This is a genomic window from Nitrospirota bacterium (genome assembly GCA_020851375.1).
Lineage (GTDB): Bacteria > Nitrospirota > 9FT-COMBO-42-15 > HDB-SIOI813 > HDB-SIOI813 > RBG-16-43-11.
In genome coordinates, this window is record JADZCV010000045.1 from 171,390 (window position 1) to 187,876 (window position 16,487).

Consider the following 16,487-nt stretch of genomic DNA (forward strand, 5'->3'; position numbering starts at 1 on the left):
CACGGAACCTGTCCCCGCAGGATTTAAGCGGGGAGTGGGAATCCAGAACCAAGCTACTGGTCTGGCTTCCGGCTTACGCGGGAATGACATTTTTCATGCCCCTGTGAGCCCCGAACTTTCAGCGTGCCGGACACCCGAAGGACTCATGACGGTTCATCCGACAATGTCTGTTAATTATGCTGCCAGGATCATCTGCAAACAGCCCCTTTGTTCTGTCTGTCACAGCTCAGGGAGTATTTAGCGAATCAAGCCGGCTGCACAGGCCGTCGCTACATGCTGATGCCAGCGCTTGTGATAACTACGTTCCTTACCACAGCCCCCCGCTTGCCAAGGGGTTCAACGGATTTATCATTGACCTCAAGGTCTATCCCGCCGGCATTGCCGGCAGTAATGACAATTCTGCTTTCGCCGTTCCACTTTACACCTTCGCCAGGTTTCAGGATCACATCCTTTGTCTCTTTATCATCAATCGTTGCATTGATCCACGTCAACTCTCTCGCCTGTATGACAAGCACAAAAGGTTCAGCCTTTTTTTGCGCTACCGGCTGCCGGGGGCTTATGTCCTCGGCAGGAATGTCTGCCGGGGCTTCCCTGACATCCTTTGAATTCCGTATTGTCTCGCTATCCCTGCCTCCGGAGAACAGTATTATCAAAAAAATCACTACAATTATGCCGGCAGTGACCGGCAGAATTATCCTTGCCTTTCCTGGTTTCGATACCTTATCCTGTTTTGAATAATTTTCCGGAGTTTTTTCATTTGGAACATCTGGTTCGGTCTCAGCAGCAGTCTCCCTGATCCTCCTGCTGATTTCCTCTTCGCTGATGCCAAGACATTTCGCAAATGAGCGCACAAACCCATAATAGAATATATCTCCCGGGGTTTTGGAAAAATCATCATGCTCTATCGCCTCGAGATAGCGGAGATTTATCTTTGTAACCTCTGCCACATACTCAAGACTATATCCGCATGTCTCTCTTACACGTTTAAGATGTTCGCCTAATGTCTCCATGTCACCGTTTATTGAACATTTCAATATACTTCATGGCCTCAGCCGCTGCTTCGCTGTCAGGCGCCAGCGCTACCACTTTCTTAAACGCTGTAAGCGCCTCCTCTTTATTCCCCTCCCTGGAATATGCCAGGCCAATATTGAGCCACGCATCCACACTGGCCTGGTCCTTTTTCCGGGCCTCATCATATGCAGATATGGCTTCCCTTATCATATCAATCTTCATGTATGTGTGGCCAAGCCACAGATAAAACACAGAACTGTCCGGTTGTATCTTTACTGCCTCTTTAAACTCCGTAAGAGCTGACTTGAAATCACCTTTTTTAAAGTACGCAATGCCAAGGTTGTATCTCGCCCCCTGCGGCGTACTGTATTGCGGATTGCTCAGGGCCTTATCATACTCGCCCACGGCATCATCCCATAGTTCCATCTTCCCATACGCAGCTCCAAGGGCATTATGCGCATCACTATACATAGGGTCTATCTCCAGCGCCTTGCTGTATTCCCTGACAGCATCATTGAACTTCTCCATCCTGAAATAGACATGTCCAAGTGCATAATGATACGTCTTCTCATCAGGATCAAATTCCACTGCCTGGCTGAATTCAATAAAGGCCATCTGCAGATTGTTTTCATTCAGATAGGCAATACCAAGCTTGTGATGGGCATCAGCCTCCCTTTCGCTCTTTATCCTGCTCTTTGTAAGTCCGCAACCGGATAACAGCAATAGGACAACTGCCGCGAAGGCAAATATAGTCTTGTAATGCTTCATCTGTTAAATATCTCCCCGGCATCCTCAAAATGAGTAAGCCGTTTAAACTCCCTGTATCGGTTCAGTATCTCCTGATAGTCAAGAGAGCGGATCCTGTTGAGGCTGAAATCCTCAACGACAAAAGATGCCATTACGCTCCCGAATATGACAGCCTGCCGCATGTTTGCTTCGTTGAAATTGCGCGTGTTCGCAAGATAGCCAAGAAAACCGCCTGCAAAACTGTCGCCTGCGCCTGTAGGATCAAAAACGCTTTCTAACGGATAGGCGGGTGCAGCGAAAACATTCTTCGAGTTGAACATCAGCGCCCCATACTCACCCCTCTTAACGATAACGTGTTTCGGGCCATATGACATTATGGCACCGGCAGCCTTGACAAGATTGGCCTCCATGGCAAGCTGCCTTGCCTCTCCGTCATTAATAATCAGGACATCCACGCTCTTCAGCGTGTTTAACAAAGCCTCTCTTTTGCCTGAGATCCAGAAATTCATGGTATCACAGGCAATTATTCCTGGAGCAGCTACCTGCCTCAGTACATCGCTCTGCAATTCAGGATCAATGTTAGCGAGAAAAACCACTTCGGAATCACGATATGACTGAGGTATCGCCGGTCTGAATGTTTCAAATACATTCAGATGAGTCTCAAGCGTGCTGGCCTCATTAAGCTGGTAACCATACTCACCCTTCCACCTGAAGGTCTTCCCTGACCGCCTCTCGAGCCCTTCAGTATTTACACCCCGGCTTTTTAGAAACGTGATGTGCTGATCCGGGAAATCATCTCCCACCACTGCAACAAGATTGACTGAAGTAAAATAGCTTGCAGCCGTGGAGAAATAGGTTGCAGACCCGCCCAGGATCTCATTCCTCTCACCAAACGGCGTCTTGACACTGTCAAATGCTACTGAACCAACTACAAGTAGACTCATACTTCCCCCCTTACTGCCTATTTAATATATTTGCTGATAATTAATCCCAGTTTCTCTTTTGCTTCTGATGGAATGCCGTTGCGGGATGTTATTATTGCGTCCCTGAGCGCATTACGACACCCGCAATCTGATTTATCGGAAATCATCCCGAGCGCCTCCCTGATAATCTTCTTTGAAGTATCCACGTTCTTGTTCAGTATTGCTATTATTGCATCTGTTGTAACTGCCTCTTCCTCCTTATGCCAGCAGTCATAGTCTGTAACAAGGGCGATGGTGGAATAGCAAATCTCTGCCTCCCTTGCCAGCTTGGCTTCTGTTACATTGGTCATCCCTATAATATCAACTCCCCAGCTCTTGTAAATGTGCGACTCTCCCCGTGTAGAAAACTGCGGGCCTTCTATACATATGTATACCCCACCTCTGTGAACCTTAGCGCCGACATTTACCGCCGACTGATACAACGTCCCTGCGAGATTGCTGCAGACAGGGTCCGCAAGAGAGACATGTGCCACAATCCCCTCGCCGAAGAAGGTGCTGATACGGCGCCTTGTATTGTCATAGAACTGATCAGGGATGACTATCTCCTCGGGGTGTATATCCTCCTTCATACTGCCAACGGCGCTGACGGAGATAATCCTGCTTACGCCAATTTTCTTCATCCCATAAATATTGGCCCTGAAGTTTATGTCAGACGGCTGTATAACATGCCCCCTTCTGTGTCTCGACAGGAACGCCACCCGCCTCCCCATAAGTTTACCTATAATAAAACTGTCTGAAGGCGCGCCAAAAGGCGTATCCACCTTAACCTCTTCAATTCCTTCAAGCCCTTCCATCTGATAAAGCCCGCTTCCGCCTATAACACCGATATCAGCTCCCTGCATTTACTGCCTCCTCTGCCTTCTTTTCCTCACCCTCCCGCACGTCAAAGTCACGTATTGCCTTTTTGGGGACGATAACAGCAACGGAATGTTTATATATAAGGTTCTGGCTCTCACCCTTGACCAGTATACTGAAATTATCAAATGCCCTGATAGTACCCGATATTTTAGAACCATTCAGTAAATGTACTGTTACAGTCGTCTTTTCCTTTCTGAGGTGATTCAAAAACTGATCCTGCAGGTTGATGAATAATTTACTCATTGTTTCTCTCCTTTTTCAATTTAACCCCATCGCACATCTTATATCCCGCTCAATATCCTGGTAGTGGGAGCAGTCATCCTTCACATCATGCCATCTTATCCTTCTATCCCTGCGGAACCAGGTAATCTGTCTCTTTGCGTATCTCCTCGTGTCCCTTTTCAAAAGCCTGATTGACTCATCCAGACTATACCAGCCTTTGATATATCCTGCAATCTGTTTGTATCCAAGGCCGTTTGTCAAAATAAAGGCCTCATAGCCATTATCTATAAGCCCTCTTACCTCTGCCTCAAGCCCGTTTTCCATCATACGGTCTATACGTCTTTCAATTCTCTTATACAGCTCTTTCCGGTCCATGGCGAGGCCGATCATAACAGTGTCATATGGTCTTTCACCAAAACCGTGAGTATCCTGAATGTCTGATATGGGCACGCCGGTTATTTCATAAACCTCCAATGCACGGATTATTCTTACAGTGTCATTGGGCTTTATCCTTGCTGAAGACACAGGGTCAACATCCTGCAGCCGCTTATAGAGATAACCACTTCCGCGTTCTTCTTCCTCCTTAAGCAGTCTCCGGCGCAGTTCCTTATCTGCCTGAGGCGCCTCGCAAATCCCGTCAACAACAGCCCTTATATAGAGGCCTGTACCACCTGTAAGTATCGGCATTTTCCCATCTCTGTGAAGCCTCTCTATAACAGGCCTGACGAACCGTACATATTCACCGGCGCTAAATCGCTTGCCTGGACTGACAATACCAAGCATGTGATGGCGGACCCTGGCCAAATCCTCCTTTGCGGGCTTTGCAGTTCCGATATCCATCCCTTCATACACCTGCATTGAGTCAGCACTTATAACCTCCCCGTTAAGGACACCGGCAAGATGTATCGCCAGGTCACTTTTGCCTGAGGCAGTAGGGCCTGCAATAACAAGGAGCGGCCTTCTTTTTGCAAAATCTTCCATGTCAACCAGCCTGCTGATAATTTAAACTGTCACTTCCTGCCGAACATCCCAGCAAGCTCGTCATATGTAAATCTCCGTATTACAGGCCTTCCGTGCGGACAGGTATACGGCATATCAGTATGGAGCAAATCCTTCACCAGAGCCATCATCTCTCCTGTGGTCAGCAGCCCCTTAGCCCTTACTGCCGCATGACAGGCCTTTCTGCTCAACAGAGACCTTACAACCTTGTCCATTGCATCAATCTTCATGCCCTCTGACGCAGGGAAGTCCTTCTCTATGATCTCATCAGTCATATCAATAAGGAGGGATTTGAAGTCATCTCCAGTAAAGACATCAGGAACAGCCCGGACAATAAAGGACCTGTCCCCTATCTCACCGATGTCAAAACCAAGCTTATTTAAAAACTCCATATATTCACACAACGTGTGAGCTTTATCAAGACTTAATTCAATGGTTTCAGGAAGCAGCAGCGGCTGCGAGGCAAGGCCGCCTTCGTCGTATCCACGCATTAATCTGTCATAGACTATCCGTTCATGCGCTGCATGCTGGTCTATGATGCTGAACTGACCATTGATCTCAGCCACGATAAAGAGCGCTGCTGTCTGTCCAAATACCCTGACAATGGGCTCCGCATACATTTCCTGAGGCTTATATTCTGCATTTTCCAGAAACGGATTGAATCCTTCTGAGACTGTCAGACTTTCATTTGAAAATTGTCCCCTGTCCAGCCACCCGGCAGAACGGAGATTAATCCCCTGTTTGAAGGAGGCTTCTTTAAAACCGGTCATAAAGGCCGGCGTCAGGCCTGCATTCTCATTCCTTCCCCCGGCATGCAGCGCACCCCGTATGGCCTCAACAACCATGTCATGGACATACCTGCTGTCCCTGAATCTGACCTCCCTCTTCGTTGGATGCACATTTACATCCACTGACTCAGGCGAAATGTCAATGAAAAGGACTGCGATGGGAAAGCTGTCTCCGGGGATTAAGTCACGATATGCCTGCTGAACAGCATGGGACAAAGATGGATTCTTTACAGCCCTCTTGTTGACAAAAAACAACTGGTTCTCCCTGGTCCTGAAAGTCATGGCCGGGCTTGAAACAAGACCATCTATATTTCCGCTGTTGATTTTAAATGAAACAGGTATCAGCCCTTCTGAAATGTCGCTTCCATAAATCTGCAGGATCCGTTCGGCAATGTCTGTAACAGGGGGAAGGTCATAAATGACCCGAGGCCTGTCCCCATCCCCGGTCAGAATAAAATGTATATTTGTGTTAGACAGGGCCTGATGTGTTACAGTAGATAATATGTGACCGTGTTCAGTTGAGACTGCCTTAAGAAAACTTTTCCTCGCAGGCACATTATAGAAAATATCCCGCACCTCTATCTCTGTACCCTGGGGACAACCACACTCTGTATTCTTAAGAATGCTCCCCCCGGTGATTTCGATAAATGTCCCTGTCAGCGCCGCCCTCTCCCTCGTCTTAAGGCTGACCCTCGACACTGCCGCAATGCTCGCAAGGGCCTCACCCCTGAAGCCAAGGGTGCGGATATTGAAGAGATCATCTGATGATACAAGTTTGCTTGTGGCATGTCTTTCAAAGGCGCTGCATGCATCCCTTCGGCTCATCCCAGTCCCGTTATCCGCAACTGAAATGAATTTTGATCCGCCTTTATCAACTTTAATGGTGATCTGCGTGCTCTCTGCATCTATGGAATTTTCTATGAGTTCTTTTAACACAGAGGCAGGTCTTTCAACCACCTCTCCGGCAGCTATCTGATTGATTAAATCCTGTGGAAGGTGTCGTATTATATCAGACATAAATACAAATTCAGCTATAACTACTTAAGGTCCGCTAATCTTATCCTGGCGAGTGAAGCCTCCGGAGAATAGGGCAATTGCTCTACAACCTTCTTAAAATACAGCTTTGCCATGTCCTTATTTCCCAGCTTTTCATATCCGTAGCCCATCTTAAGCAGTGCGCCTGCCACCTTGTCACTTTTCGGATAATCAATCGTTACACTCTCAAAGACAGTTACAGACTTTGTATAGTCACCCTTGCTGTAAAAACACTCCCCTATCCAATACAGGGCATTTGGCGCTAAATTCCCTGTTGGAGACTGACGCAGGTAATTGTAGAAACCCTCTATGGCAGGATCAAAATGACCTGACATGTAATCCTTATATGCCTGATTGTAAAGTTCGGAGGGTGCTGATGCAGAAGCGCTCTCTGATGGTTTTGCGGCAGTTGACTGAGCAGGCGGTTGTCCGGACTGCGTCACAGGCGGTGCAGGGGCAAGAATTGTATCCTGCTGTCTGTTCCTCTCCCCTTTCGCTGATTCCAGGTTATCAAGCCTTCTTGACATCTCCTGAATAGCAGCGTCATGATCATCAACACTCTCTGTCAACTCAGTCACCTTGTGAGTATTTTCCTCTACTCCGCCCTGAATAATCTGGACATCGGTCGCAAGCTGCGTCAACCTCCCCTCAAAATCAGCCTGGTTCTTCTGCAGCATATCAATGGATCCGGAATTTTGAGATTCCAGCCTCGACATCAGCTCTTTAATAGACTGTTTCTCATCGGGCTGGGACTGCTGGAGATTTGAAAAATCCCTCTGTGTCTGAAGTAAAATGACCTTCATGCGGTTGACCTCATTTTCCAGATCAACGAATTCAGACTGCATGGCACAACCGGAAACAGAAATAACCAGTGCAACAAAAGTCAACAATATCTTTTTCACCTGAAAACCCCTCCTCGTCCTGCCAGTCCACAGCCGGCCATTAAGGCCTGCGCCGCATTTAATTAGGGGACCAGTCCGGCCCCGTGTTATTCCCGCCATTATTTGTCAATCTGAGCGCCTCACCGCCCTCAGCGCTTATAACATATATGTCAGACTTTCTGCCCCTTGATGATGCATATGTGACCCACTTGCCGTCAGGAGACCATGATGGGGACTCATCACTTCCGGGACCTTTTGATATCTCCCTTAGATCACTGCCGTCCGGGTTGACAAGACAAATACGAAAGCTCCCCCCCCGCCTGCATGAAAACGCTATCCTGTCACCTCTGGGCGACCATGCAGGTTCGCTGTTATAGTCTCCCTTAAAGGTCAATCTGCGTACATTGGTGCCATCTGCCTTCATCACATATATCTGCGGACTTCGTCCCCTGTCTGATGTAAAGGCAATCTCCTCACCGGCAGGAGACCAGGTTGGTGACACATCTTCTCCGTTGGCATATGTAATCCTCCTTAATCCCTTTCCATCCCTGTTCATTGTATATATCTCGGCATTCCCATCCCTGCTTGTTGAAAATGCTATTGTATTGCCATCAGGAGACCAGGATGGCGAAATATCCAGTCCTGAATAATCAGTCAGCCTCAACCGTTTGCTCGTGTTCAAATCTACCATATATATATCAGGATTGCCATCCCTGTATGACGTGTAGGCTATTTGAGTTCCGCCGGGTGACCAGTCAGGCGACATGTTGATTGACCTGTTTCCTGTAATCATCTTTGATGAAAAACCGTCATAGTCCATAATGTAGAGCTCCTTGCTCCCGGTGTGATCAGACACGTAAGAAATGCGTGTCTGTGCAATCCCCTTTTCTCCTGTCATCCTGAATACTATCTCGTCTGAATACCTGTGGACTATCCTTCGAAGGATATTATTGTTTCCTATATATTTCCTGGCATAGATCAGCTCTCCGCTCCCTGTCTCATACAATTTGCCATCCAGCCTTATCGTCTTTCCGTCCCTGAATACCTGCGCAACAACCAATGCCTCAGCGCCGGATGAAGTCAATTGTCCGCGAATGGCCTCGCCAAGCCTGTCTGGAACCCCTTTTAATTGAGGTCCCTGGATTGTAATCAGCTTAAAATATAAGGAGCGCTCAAGGTCATTTAAGAGTATCTTTCCTACTGCAGTTTTCAACTCCTGGTCATCGCCTGTAATCACTACTGATACAGGGATCTTCTCAATCTCTCCCTTCTTCGTCTCAATATATACCTCTTCAGATAGCGCTGCCTTAAATGAGAGGGCAGACAGCAATACAAAAAAAGTAAACAGATGTAATATTTTCTTCTTCAACCCTTCTCCCCGAATATAAACCTGTAATGCACTTTCAGGGAATCCCCTTTATAACCACGGGGTAACGGAGGAAAAGGGGTCGAAAGGGTCACAGCCCTCAGGGCAGTTTGATCAAAATATCTGTCTCCTGACGAATCCGCAACCTTCACGTTACTGACATCCCCTTTTCTGTTAATGGTAAATTCAATAAGTGCTTTTCTCATGTTACTGTGAGTTACAGGCTGACTCCACCTGTTATCAACCTTATTTTTTATGAGCCCGAGATAATAGTCATATTTAAATGAAGGCAGGTCTACTACTGGTCCGCTTACCATCTGACCGCTTCCGCCAAGTTTTGAATCTCTCTGAGATTGAACTTCGCCCGGCCCCCCAACCCTCTCTTCTGCACTGTCTCCTGCAGGCTTCACCGGTGTTGCAATTACCTCCTTCTGCTTTTTTATGCCACTCTCGATTACCTCTCTTAATTTCTCGATCCTTTTCGATGGACTTATGTCCTCTTTCTTTTCGATGACTGCACTTTTCTTTTTTTCTGTCTTTTTTACAGTTGCAGTGCTTTTCACGACCCTTGAGATTTCCGGTTCAGGGGCTGTCATGCGGCCCGGATTTTCTTTAGGAAGGTTTACAATGCTAACCTGTATCGAAGATAACGGAGAATATTTTGCTGTAAAGAGGTCCTTCCATCTTAAGAAACCGGAGGAAAATATCATTGACAGGATTGATATATGAAAAAGGAGGGATATTGTCAGCATCCACTTCAAGTTTGTCTCTGCTTGCCTGAACATAAGTAAACTCTAATTGTTCTACTCCACCTCCTTAAGAGATTCTGTAACCATACCAAGCTTGTCTATGCCCATCCCTTTAACTGTATCCATCACACTTACGATAGTCCCGTATGGTACAGACCTGTCTGCCTTCAAATAGACTGTCACATCAGCATCTTCAGCGCTCTTTTGCCTGATGGCAGATTCGATCCCCGCCATAGGGACCTTTCTGTCATCAATATAGACATTGCTGAACCTGTCAACAATAAGCATTATTCGCTGTTCCTGCTTTATCGTATTTACGGACGACTTCGGAAGGTCAACATCAATGCCACGGTACATAAGTGGGGCTGATATCATGAAAATAATCAGCAGCACAAGGACTATATCAACAAACGGCACCATGTTAATTTCAGACATCAGCCTGTATTTTTTATCAGTCAATCATGACCCCTTTTGAATCCTGGCTAAAGATGGTTCATCCGCTTCCTCGGCCTGACCGCTTCCTGCCCAGACATCGGCTTCAGCGTATGCTATGATCTCTCCTGAAAACACATCCATCTGCGATGCCATCTTTCTAACCCTGTTCAACAGATAATTATAACCTATGACAGCAGGGATTGCGGTAGCAAGACCTGCGCCTGTAGCGATGAGCGCCTCAGCTATACCAGGCGCCACTGCCGCAATATTTGCCGAACCCTGCAGCCCTATCTGCTGAAATGCATGTATAATACCCCACACAGTACCAAACAATCCGATAAAGGGTGTAACATTCCCGGTAGTAGCAAGAAATGAGAGATACTCCTCATAATATGATATTTCATCCTCGCTGGTGCTCTTTAATCTCCTGTCAATGGCATTCAGAAAGGCAGGCCGGTCGGTCAGCAGGCCCCCCTGTCCCTTCTTAATCTCATAGAACCTCGCATACCCCTCCTTAACCAGTGAAGCAAGCGGATTGTCCTTATTCTTTGACAAGGTATAGAGCTGGTGGATATTTTCAATCTTTGAAAAGGTACCCATAAATTCTCTGGAATCCTTTTCTATCCTGCGGAACTGGAAAAACTTAAAGAACATGACAGCCCAGGATACAATGGAGAATATGAACAGGATTAACAGGACTACCTTGGCTACTATTCCGGCTGAGAAAATGAGTTTTAGGATTTCTGATTCTATATGCATGCGGAACTTGTTTACGCTGAAAAACGCCGCAGACGGGCATTTTTGTGTGTAGCTGTTGCAACTTCTGCTGAGCTACAGATGCTCACCTTATTATGGCGGGGCCGACGAGACTTGAACTCGCGACCTCCTGCGTGACAGGCAGGCGTTCTAACCGAACTGAACTACGACCCCGCGGGTTGACGCTGAAAAGTGCCCATCTGCGGCGTCAGGGCATGGGAATTGAGCTTCAACGTACAACACAGTACGCCTCAGCTCAATTCCCATGCCCTTCCTTGCACCTGGACACTTTTGAGCGTCAACCTTGTTGTTTATGCTGAATTCTGCAAAATTACTTTATACGGCGTTGGACTCCTCAGGAAATCCTCAACGTACTATTTAGTACGCCTCCGGTTTCCTTGTCATCCACTCCTCTATAAGCAATGGTAGGCGGAACAGGTATCGAACCTGTGACCTCGGCCTTGTAAGGGCCGCGCTCTACCAATTGAGCTATCCGCCCACAGTTTACGCTGAAAAATGTCCATTTGTGGCGTCAGGAAGTATCAATTGAGCTTCAACGTACAACACAGTACGCCTCAGCTCAATTGATACTTCCTTCCTTGCAACTGGACATTTTTGAGCGTAGACTGAGTTACTTTTGCTACATTGGGTTACATCCTAACAACTTTAAAAAATATTGTCAATACGGAGTGTTCGGCTTATAATATTCCAATATGAACAGGGTTATAATCATTTTGACTTTCTCTGTTATGCTCCTGTCATTTGGCCGGGTAATGGCACAAAAAGGGGGTGAAACTATGAATTTTACTCTAAGCACCTCTGCCTTCATTGAAGGTGAAACTATTCCGGTTAAATATACATGTGATGGCGCTGATCTGTCCCCTCTCATGAAATGGGAAGGGATACCGGCAGGCACAAAGGGATTTGCCATTATTATGGATGATCCTGATGCACCTGTAGGGACTTTTACACACTGGGTTATCTATGACATTCCTGCGGATACCCATACGCTGCCGGAAGGCCTCGCAAAAGACCCCGAACTTTCAAAGGGTATCAAGCAGGGAACAACCAGTTTCAGGCGTACAGGCTATGGAGGTCCGTGTCCTCCGCCAGGCCGCCCGCACAGATACTTCTTCACAATCTATGCCCTTGATACCGGGACAACAGGATTAGCGTCCAAAGCATCAAGACAGGATGTTGAAAGCAGGATTAAAGGACACATCACCGGCAAAGCCACAGTGATGGGTCAATATGGGCGAAAATAGGGACAGCGACTATTTAACATCTGCAACATGAGCAAGCATTATTTTTCATACAGGGATTATCTTAAACAGGTCTTTCCATTCAGGGTTTATAAAATAGGGCTTGATGCAGGATTTACCTGTCCAAACAGGGATGGCTCTGTAGCATACGGCGGATGCGTCTATTGTGAAAACCGGAGTTTCAGCCCGAATTCCAAGGGATCAAAGCGGTCTGTCAGCGAACAGATCATAAACGGCATGGAGTTTTACAGAAAGAACTTCAGGGCAGAAAAATTCATAGCCTATTTTCAGGCATATACCAACACGTATGGCCCGGTAAATCTGTTAAATGACCTGTACAGAGAGGCGCTGTCATTTGATGATGTCGTCGGTTTGTCAATAGGCACCAGACCTGACTGTCTTCCTGATGAAGTGGTTGACCTCCTCGCATCTTACTCGAAAAAGACCCATCTCTGGGTAGAGATCGGCCTTCAGAGCATGTATGATGATACACTGACATGGATGAACAGGGGACACAACTTCGAACAGTTTGTTGATGCCATAACGAGGGTAAAGCTCAAAGGTCTCAGGGTATGCGTCCATGTCATATTAGGGCTGCCCGGTGAGACGCATGACATGATGATGCAGACGGCCGATATGCTTGCCAGCCTTGATATAGACGGACTTAAGATACATCACCTCTACGTTGCGGAAAATACACTGCTCGAAAAGATGTATGCTAAGGGGGGGATTAATCTTATCTCTCCTGATGAATACATACAGCTTGTCTGTGATTTCCTTGAACGAATACCGGCTGGTGTTGCAATACAGCGTCTCACAGGAGAACTGACAGGTGATTATCTCATAGCACCAAAATGGGGAGTATCAAAAAAGGTCATCCTGACACGTATAGAAAATGAGTTTGAACGCAGAGGTTCGTATCAGGGTAAAGAATGTAAATCAGAAAAGGATATAGCATCGCTGACAATATCTGCAAGGGAAGGGACATTATGAGCATCGCAGCAACAGACACAGGCTATTTCTCACAGGTATGTATAGAAAAATGCGGGGGAAAGTGCTGCGACCCATGGTGGGGCATAATCACCTACTCTATAAAAAAAGAAGGCGGCCTGTTCCGTCCCCGGGAGCTTAAGACAGAAATAGTCAGCAGCATCAATGAAAGGGCTCAGAGAATATCGGGAAAGTATGTAACGAAAGAGGAGACTCCCCGTCCCCTCTTTACCACACCGGAGAGATACAACCTTGCGGTTCAGGATATCAAGGTAGCAAACAAGACGATTTTAATAAATCTGAGGGCAATGTTTGCATTCAGATGTCTCTTCTTATCTGAAGACAAAAAATGCAGGATACATCCTGCGGCAACAGGCGGAACTGAAATAAGACCAGAACACTGCGGCTACATGGGATCTCCTGAAGCTAAACCAAATGAAAAGGGATTCTGCCGGATAATACACGCCGCAGCAACATCGTCCGACGATCCTCCTGCAGTAGATAAGGCCATTGAGACAGAATTAATGGCAAGTGAAAAACACTATAAAGATAGCTTTGACAAACCGGAAGATGCAGCAGAAGGCGTCGTAGAGCTTGTCAGGTTATACTGCCGTAATTACGCACCTCACATGTTACCTCCGGCAGCGGCCAGGACACCGGGACGAAATGATTCATGTTATTGCGGAAGCGGGAAGAAGTACAAGAAATGCCACGGGATGTAAAGCTGCTGAATAATAATTACTTGTTCGACCTCTTTGGTCTTGGAGCAGGTGTTCCGTACAACATTCCCTCTGCACTAATATCTTCATCAACATCGGGCCAATGTATTCCTTGACCATCTCCAATAATTTCATACTTTGCCCGCTCCTCAGCTGTAGCCTCTGATAATCTCCATGACCATGCAAGAGGAACGCTAATTGTCCGCCCGTCAACAAGATATGCAGTTATAGTGTCCTCAGTAATACTCACATCTTTAATCTTTATTTCCTGGAGTTTAACCGCAATGCTCATACCATGCCTCCTTTATCTTATCTATATTTTTATTAATAATCTCTCGAATAGTAGTTAGTTCTCTTGGTGAAAAGCCACTATTCTTGCACAAAGCAATTGGTTCCAACCAAAACTTACAGGTCATTCTCTCTCTTTGAACATGTACGTGCTTTGGTTCGTTGCAATCAAAACTATAAAAGTAAAATCTATACGGACCCTCAATTTTTTTTATTGTCGGCATATAGAAATGTTACTGAATATGGGGCATAGTGTCAAGAATACCAGAGGATATTCTTCACCCGTCCAACAATGCCGCTTTCAAGGCGCACCTTGATCCCGTGTGGATGCGTGGGTGACTTTGTCAGGATATCCTTAACTATACCTTCCGTCAGCCTTCCTGTACGCTGGTCATCCTTCGTTACCACCCGCACAAGCAGACCCTGTTTTATATCCGCTTTCTTTACCTCCTGCATGACGACAATATCTCCTTGAAGTTTTCAAGTCCAGCCTCGATATTCTCGATGATTTCAGCTGCCAGTGTGTCGGGATCAGGCAAATTGTCCAGATCTGCAAGGGACTTGTCCTTCAACCATATGATATCAAGACTTGTCTTATCGCGGTTGATGATTTCGTCATAGGTGAATCGCCTCCACCTTCCTTCTGGATTGGTCTTAATATCCCAGGTCTCTTTCCTCCTATGCCTGTTCTCAGGTTTGTAGCATTCAATGAATTCTTTAAGGTCGTCAGGTTTCAACGGGTTCTTCTTGAGGGTATGATGGACATTGGTGCGGTAATCATAGACCCAGACCTCTTTCGTCCATGGGGCTTTACTCGCTGGCCTCGCGTCAAAGAAAAGGACATTCGCCTTCACCCCCTGGGCGTAAAATATCCCTGTCGGGAGGCGCAGGATGGTATGCAGTTCCGTTGTCTCCAGCAGTTTCTTTCTTACGGTTTCACCTGCGCCGCCTTCAAATAGGACATTGTCCGGCAGTACGACTGCCGCCTTCCCGTCTGTCTTCAGCATGGTCCGTATGTGCTGGACAAAGTTGAGTTGTTTATTGCTCGTGGTTGCCCAGAAGTCCTGACGGTTGTAGGTCAGACCTTCTCTCTCCTGCTCCCCTTCTTCATTGGTAAAGGTCATACTGCTCTTTTTGCCGAAAGGCGGATTGGTAAGGACATAGTCTGCCCGCAAACCTGTATCTGCCACCAATGCATCCGTTGATGAAATTACGTTTTCACTGTCAATATCCCCGATGTTATGCAGGAACATGTTCATCAGCGCCAGTCTGCGGGTGTTGGCCACAATCTCGTTCCCGAAAAATGTCTTGTATTTCAAAGATTGTCTCTGGTCTTTGTCCAGATCATAGTTTTCCACGATAAAATCATACGCAGCCAGAAAAAATCCGCCTGTTCCACAGGCTGGGTCAGCTATGATCTTCATGGGTTCCGGCCGCAGGCATGTGACCATTACCTTTATAAGCGCCCTGGGTGTGAAATACTGCCCTGCCCCGCTCTTCGTATCCTCTGCATTTTTCTCCAGCAGCCCCTCGTATATCGCGCCTTTTACATCAGCTCCCATCAGGCTCCATTGCTCCCTGTCAATCATATCAATGAGCTTATAGAGTTTTGCCGGATCCTGAATCTTGTTCTGGCTCTTGATGAAGATCTGCCCCAGTATCCCTTTCTGTTTCCCCAGCTCACGCAACAGCGTGGTGTAGTGTCCCTCCAGCTCTGCGCCCCGTTTGGCAGTCAGGCTTTCCCAATTGTATTCTACAGGAATCGGAAGCGACCGGCTGTAGGGCGGCTTGCTGTATTCATCAGCCAGCTTCAGAAAGAGGAGGTATGTAAGCTGCTCCAGGTAATCACCGTATCCCACTCCATCATCACGGAGGGTGTTGCAGAAGGACCAGACCTTGCTTATGATGCCGGATGTATTGCTGCTCATAACTATGTTTTCTCCTTGCCATATTCTGCAAGTTTTGTACTTGTTGTATCACTCAAATAATACCCGCCTGTCTTTGGACTCCCTTTAAAAATAACAAGACCGGCTGATTGCATCTTTTGCATATCCCGTCTTATTGTTACAGGAGTAACTCCGGTTCTTTCACTTAATTTTTTTGAACGGATTCCCGGATTCTGCTCAAGAATAATTATAATCTTCGACATTCTTTCCTTTACTGTATCATTTACTGTATCACCTACTGTATCATTTACTATGTCACTTGCTGTGCCGGCTGATACAATAAGCTTTGCAAACATACTTTCATCCAATGGAATTATTATTTTGAAATAATTGCCTTCAATAAACTGGGGCTTTTTGCCAAGGGTATAAACAGGCAGGTACTTGTTAACGTTCAACACACCTGACCCAAGCTCATCCACCCGCCCAAGCTGGGTAAAGAATTTGCAAATCAA

General features: G+C 46.6%; 19 protein-coding genes, 2 tRNA genes and 1 pseudogene. 3 read left to right on the forward strand and 19 right to left on the reverse strand.

Annotated elements, in window-relative coordinates; all coding sequences use genetic code 11:
- Positions 1-269: 269 nt before the first annotated feature.
- The 14 genes from IT393_10225 to IT393_10290 all read right to left on the reverse strand — a co-directional run bounded on the left by IT393_10225 (position 270) and on the right by IT393_10290 (position 11,329).
- A complete protein-coding gene (locus IT393_10225; protein MCC7203021.1) occupies positions 270-1,034 on the reverse strand; it encodes a DUF4115 domain-containing protein in 765 nt (254 codons plus the stop codon).
- Entirely contained in the window at positions 1,012-1,779 is a 768-nt protein-coding gene (locus IT393_10230) for a tetratricopeptide repeat protein (protein MCC7203022.1), read from the reverse strand. The genes IT393_10225 and IT393_10230 overlap by 23 nt, the downstream gene beginning before the upstream one ends.
- Entirely contained in the window at positions 1,776-2,702 is a 927-nt protein-coding gene (locus IT393_10235) for a sugar kinase (GenBank protein MCC7203023.1), read from the reverse strand. The genes IT393_10230 and IT393_10235 overlap by 4 nt, the downstream gene beginning before the upstream one ends.
- A 17-nt stretch (positions 2,703-2,719) precedes the next feature.
- Positions 2,720-3,583 (reverse strand): S-methyl-5'-thioadenosine phosphorylase, encoded by an 864-nt coding sequence (gene mtnP / locus IT393_10240; GenBank protein ID MCC7203024.1) that lies wholly within the window; start codon positions 3,581-3,583, stop codon positions 2,720-2,722.
- The gene (gene hfq, locus IT393_10245; GenBank protein ID MCC7203025.1) at positions 3,570-3,842 is read right to left on the reverse strand and encodes an RNA chaperone Hfq; all 273 of its coding nucleotides are present in this window, start codon (positions 3,840-3,842) and stop codon (positions 3,570-3,572) included. Before hfq ends, mtnP begins: the two co-directional genes overlap by 14 nt.
- Before the next feature lie 15 nt (positions 3,843-3,857).
- A complete protein-coding gene (gene miaA / locus IT393_10250) occupies positions 3,858-4,802 on the reverse strand; it encodes a tRNA (adenosine(37)-N6)-dimethylallyltransferase MiaA (protein ID MCC7203026.1) in 945 nt (314 codons plus the stop codon).
- A gap of 29 nt (positions 4,803-4,831) precedes the next feature.
- A complete protein-coding gene (gene mutL, locus IT393_10255) occupies positions 4,832-6,625 on the reverse strand; it encodes a DNA mismatch repair endonuclease MutL (protein ID MCC7203027.1) in 1,794 nt (597 codons plus the stop codon).
- 20 nt (positions 6,626-6,645) lie between these two features.
- Positions 6,646-7,545 (reverse strand): tol-pal system protein YbgF, encoded by a 900-nt coding sequence (ybgF, locus tag IT393_10260; GenBank protein ID MCC7203028.1) that lies wholly within the window; start codon positions 7,543-7,545, stop codon positions 6,646-6,648.
- Between the two features lie 58 nt (positions 7,546-7,603).
- Positions 7,604-8,893 carry a Tol-Pal system beta propeller repeat protein TolB gene (gene tolB, locus IT393_10265; GenBank protein MCC7203029.1) on the reverse strand — a complete coding sequence of 430 codons (1,290 nt, stop codon included), beginning with the start codon at positions 8,891-8,893 and terminating at the stop codon, positions 7,604-7,606.
- Complete coding sequence (locus tag IT393_10270) at positions 8,890-9,675, reverse strand: energy transducer TonB (GenBank protein MCC7203030.1); 786 nt, start codon at positions 9,673-9,675, stop codon at positions 8,890-8,892. Before IT393_10270 ends, tolB begins: the two co-directional genes overlap by 4 nt.
- A gap of 18 nt (positions 9,676-9,693) precedes the next feature.
- Positions 9,694-10,098 carry a biopolymer transporter ExbD gene (locus tag IT393_10275; GenBank protein ID MCC7203031.1) on the reverse strand — a complete coding sequence of 135 codons (405 nt, stop codon included), beginning with the start codon at positions 10,096-10,098 and terminating at the stop codon, positions 9,694-9,696.
- Positions 10,099-10,833 carry a MotA/TolQ/ExbB proton channel family protein gene (locus IT393_10280; protein MCC7203032.1) on the reverse strand — a complete coding sequence of 245 codons (735 nt, stop codon included), beginning with the start codon at positions 10,831-10,833 and terminating at the stop codon, positions 10,099-10,101. It lies immediately after the preceding gene.
- A 93-nt stretch (positions 10,834-10,926) separates the two neighbouring features.
- Positions 10,927-11,004 (reverse strand) — tRNA-Asp (locus IT393_10285).
- 249 nt (positions 11,005-11,253) lie between these two features.
- Positions 11,254-11,329: transfer RNA gene (locus IT393_10290), tRNA-Val, on the reverse strand.
- Positions 11,330-11,543: 214 nt separating this feature from the next.
- Here IT393_10290 and IT393_10295 point away from each other — a divergent pair.
- The 3 genes and pseudogenes from IT393_10295 (at position 11,544) to IT393_10305 (ending at position 13,804) form a co-directional block, all read left to right on the forward strand.
- Positions 11,544-12,095: a YbhB/YbcL family Raf kinase inhibitor-like protein gene (locus IT393_10295; GenBank protein ID MCC7203033.1), complete on the forward strand. Its 552-nt coding sequence runs from the start codon at positions 11,544-11,546 to the stop codon at positions 12,093-12,095.
- A 27-nt stretch (positions 12,096-12,122) separates the two neighbouring features.
- Positions 12,123-13,085 (forward strand): TIGR01212 family radical SAM protein, encoded by a 963-nt coding sequence (locus tag IT393_10300; protein ID MCC7203034.1) that lies wholly within the window; start codon positions 12,123-12,125, stop codon positions 13,083-13,085.
- Between the two features lie 650 nt (positions 13,086-13,735).
- A pseudogene (locus tag IT393_10305) lies at positions 13,736-13,804 on the forward strand (SEC-C domain-containing protein).
- 16 nt (positions 13,805-13,820) lie between these two features.
- On the opposite strand, the gene IT393_10310 reads toward IT393_10305, so the two are convergent.
- From IT393_10310 to IT393_10330, 5 genes are read right to left on the reverse strand one after another with little or no spacing between them, the layout of a single operon-like run.
- Positions 13,821-14,093: a DUF2442 domain-containing protein gene (locus tag IT393_10310; protein ID MCC7203035.1), complete on the reverse strand. Its 273-nt coding sequence runs from the start codon at positions 14,091-14,093 to the stop codon at positions 13,821-13,823.
- The gene (locus tag IT393_10315) at positions 14,077-14,313 is read right to left on the reverse strand and encodes a DUF4160 domain-containing protein (GenBank protein ID MCC7203036.1); all 237 of its coding nucleotides are present in this window, start codon (positions 14,311-14,313) and stop codon (positions 14,077-14,079) included. The genes IT393_10310 and IT393_10315 overlap by 17 nt, the downstream gene beginning before the upstream one ends.
- Positions 14,314-14,344: 31 nt before the next feature.
- Complete coding sequence (locus IT393_10320; protein MCC7203037.1) at positions 14,345-14,545, reverse strand: YwbE family protein; 201 nt, start codon at positions 14,543-14,545, stop codon at positions 14,345-14,347.
- Complete coding sequence (locus tag IT393_10325; protein ID MCC7203038.1) at positions 14,533-16,017, reverse strand: SAM-dependent DNA methyltransferase; 1,485 nt, start codon at positions 16,015-16,017, stop codon at positions 14,533-14,535. Before IT393_10325 ends, IT393_10320 begins: the two co-directional genes overlap by 13 nt.
- A 2-nt stretch (positions 16,018-16,019) precedes the next feature.
- Positions 16,020-16,487: an HTH domain-containing protein gene (locus IT393_10330; protein ID MCC7203039.1), complete on the reverse strand. Its 468-nt coding sequence runs from the start codon at positions 16,485-16,487 to the stop codon at positions 16,020-16,022.

Excerpts from the sequence above, each read along its gene's own strand:
- IT393_10230 (MCC7203022.1), bottom strand. The coding sequence starts at position 1,779 with ATGAAGCATTACAAGACTATATTTGCCTTCGCGGCAGTTGTCCTATTG.
- IT393_10235 (MCC7203023.1), bottom strand. The coding sequence starts at position 2,702 with ATGAGTCTACTTGTAGTTGGTTCAGTAGCATTTGACAGTGTCAAGACG.
- mtnP (MCC7203024.1), bottom strand. The coding sequence starts at position 3,583 with ATGCAGGGAGCTGATATCGGTGTTATAGGCGGAAGCGGGCTTTATCAG.
- hfq (MCC7203025.1), bottom strand. The coding sequence starts at position 3,842 with ATGAGTAAATTATTCATCAACCTGCAGGATCAGTTTTTGAATCACCTC.
- miaA (MCC7203026.1), bottom strand. The coding sequence starts at position 4,802 with ATGGAAGATTTTGCAAAAAGAAGGCCGCTCCTTGTTATTGCAGGCCCT.
- mutL (MCC7203027.1), bottom strand. The coding sequence starts at position 6,625 with ATGTCTGATATAATACGACACCTTCCACAGGATTTAATCAATCAGATA.
- IT393_10270 (MCC7203030.1), bottom strand. The coding sequence starts at position 9,675 with ATGTTCAGGCAAGCAGAGACAAACTTGAAGTGGATGCTGACAATATCC.
- IT393_10280 (MCC7203032.1), bottom strand. The coding sequence starts at position 10,833 with ATGCATATAGAATCAGAAATCCTAAAACTCATTTTCTCAGCCGGAATA.
- IT393_10295 (MCC7203033.1), top strand. The coding sequence starts at position 11,544 with ATGAACAGGGTTATAATCATTTTGACTTTCTCTGTTATGCTCCTGTCA.
- IT393_10300 (MCC7203034.1), top strand. The coding sequence starts at position 12,123 with ATGAGCAAGCATTATTTTTCATACAGGGATTATCTTAAACAGGTCTTT.
- IT393_10310 (MCC7203035.1), bottom strand. The coding sequence starts at position 14,093 with ATGAGCATTGCGGTTAAACTCCAGGAAATAAAGATTAAAGATGTGAGT.
- IT393_10315 (MCC7203036.1), bottom strand. The coding sequence starts at position 14,313 with ATGCCGACAATAAAAAAAATTGAGGGTCCGTATAGATTTTACTTTTAT.
- IT393_10320 (MCC7203037.1), bottom strand. The coding sequence starts at position 14,545 with ATGCAGGAGGTAAAGAAAGCGGATATAAAACAGGGTCTGCTTGTGCGG.
- IT393_10325 (MCC7203038.1), bottom strand. The coding sequence starts at position 16,017 with ATGAGCAGCAATACATCCGGCATCATAAGCAAGGTCTGGTCCTTCTGC.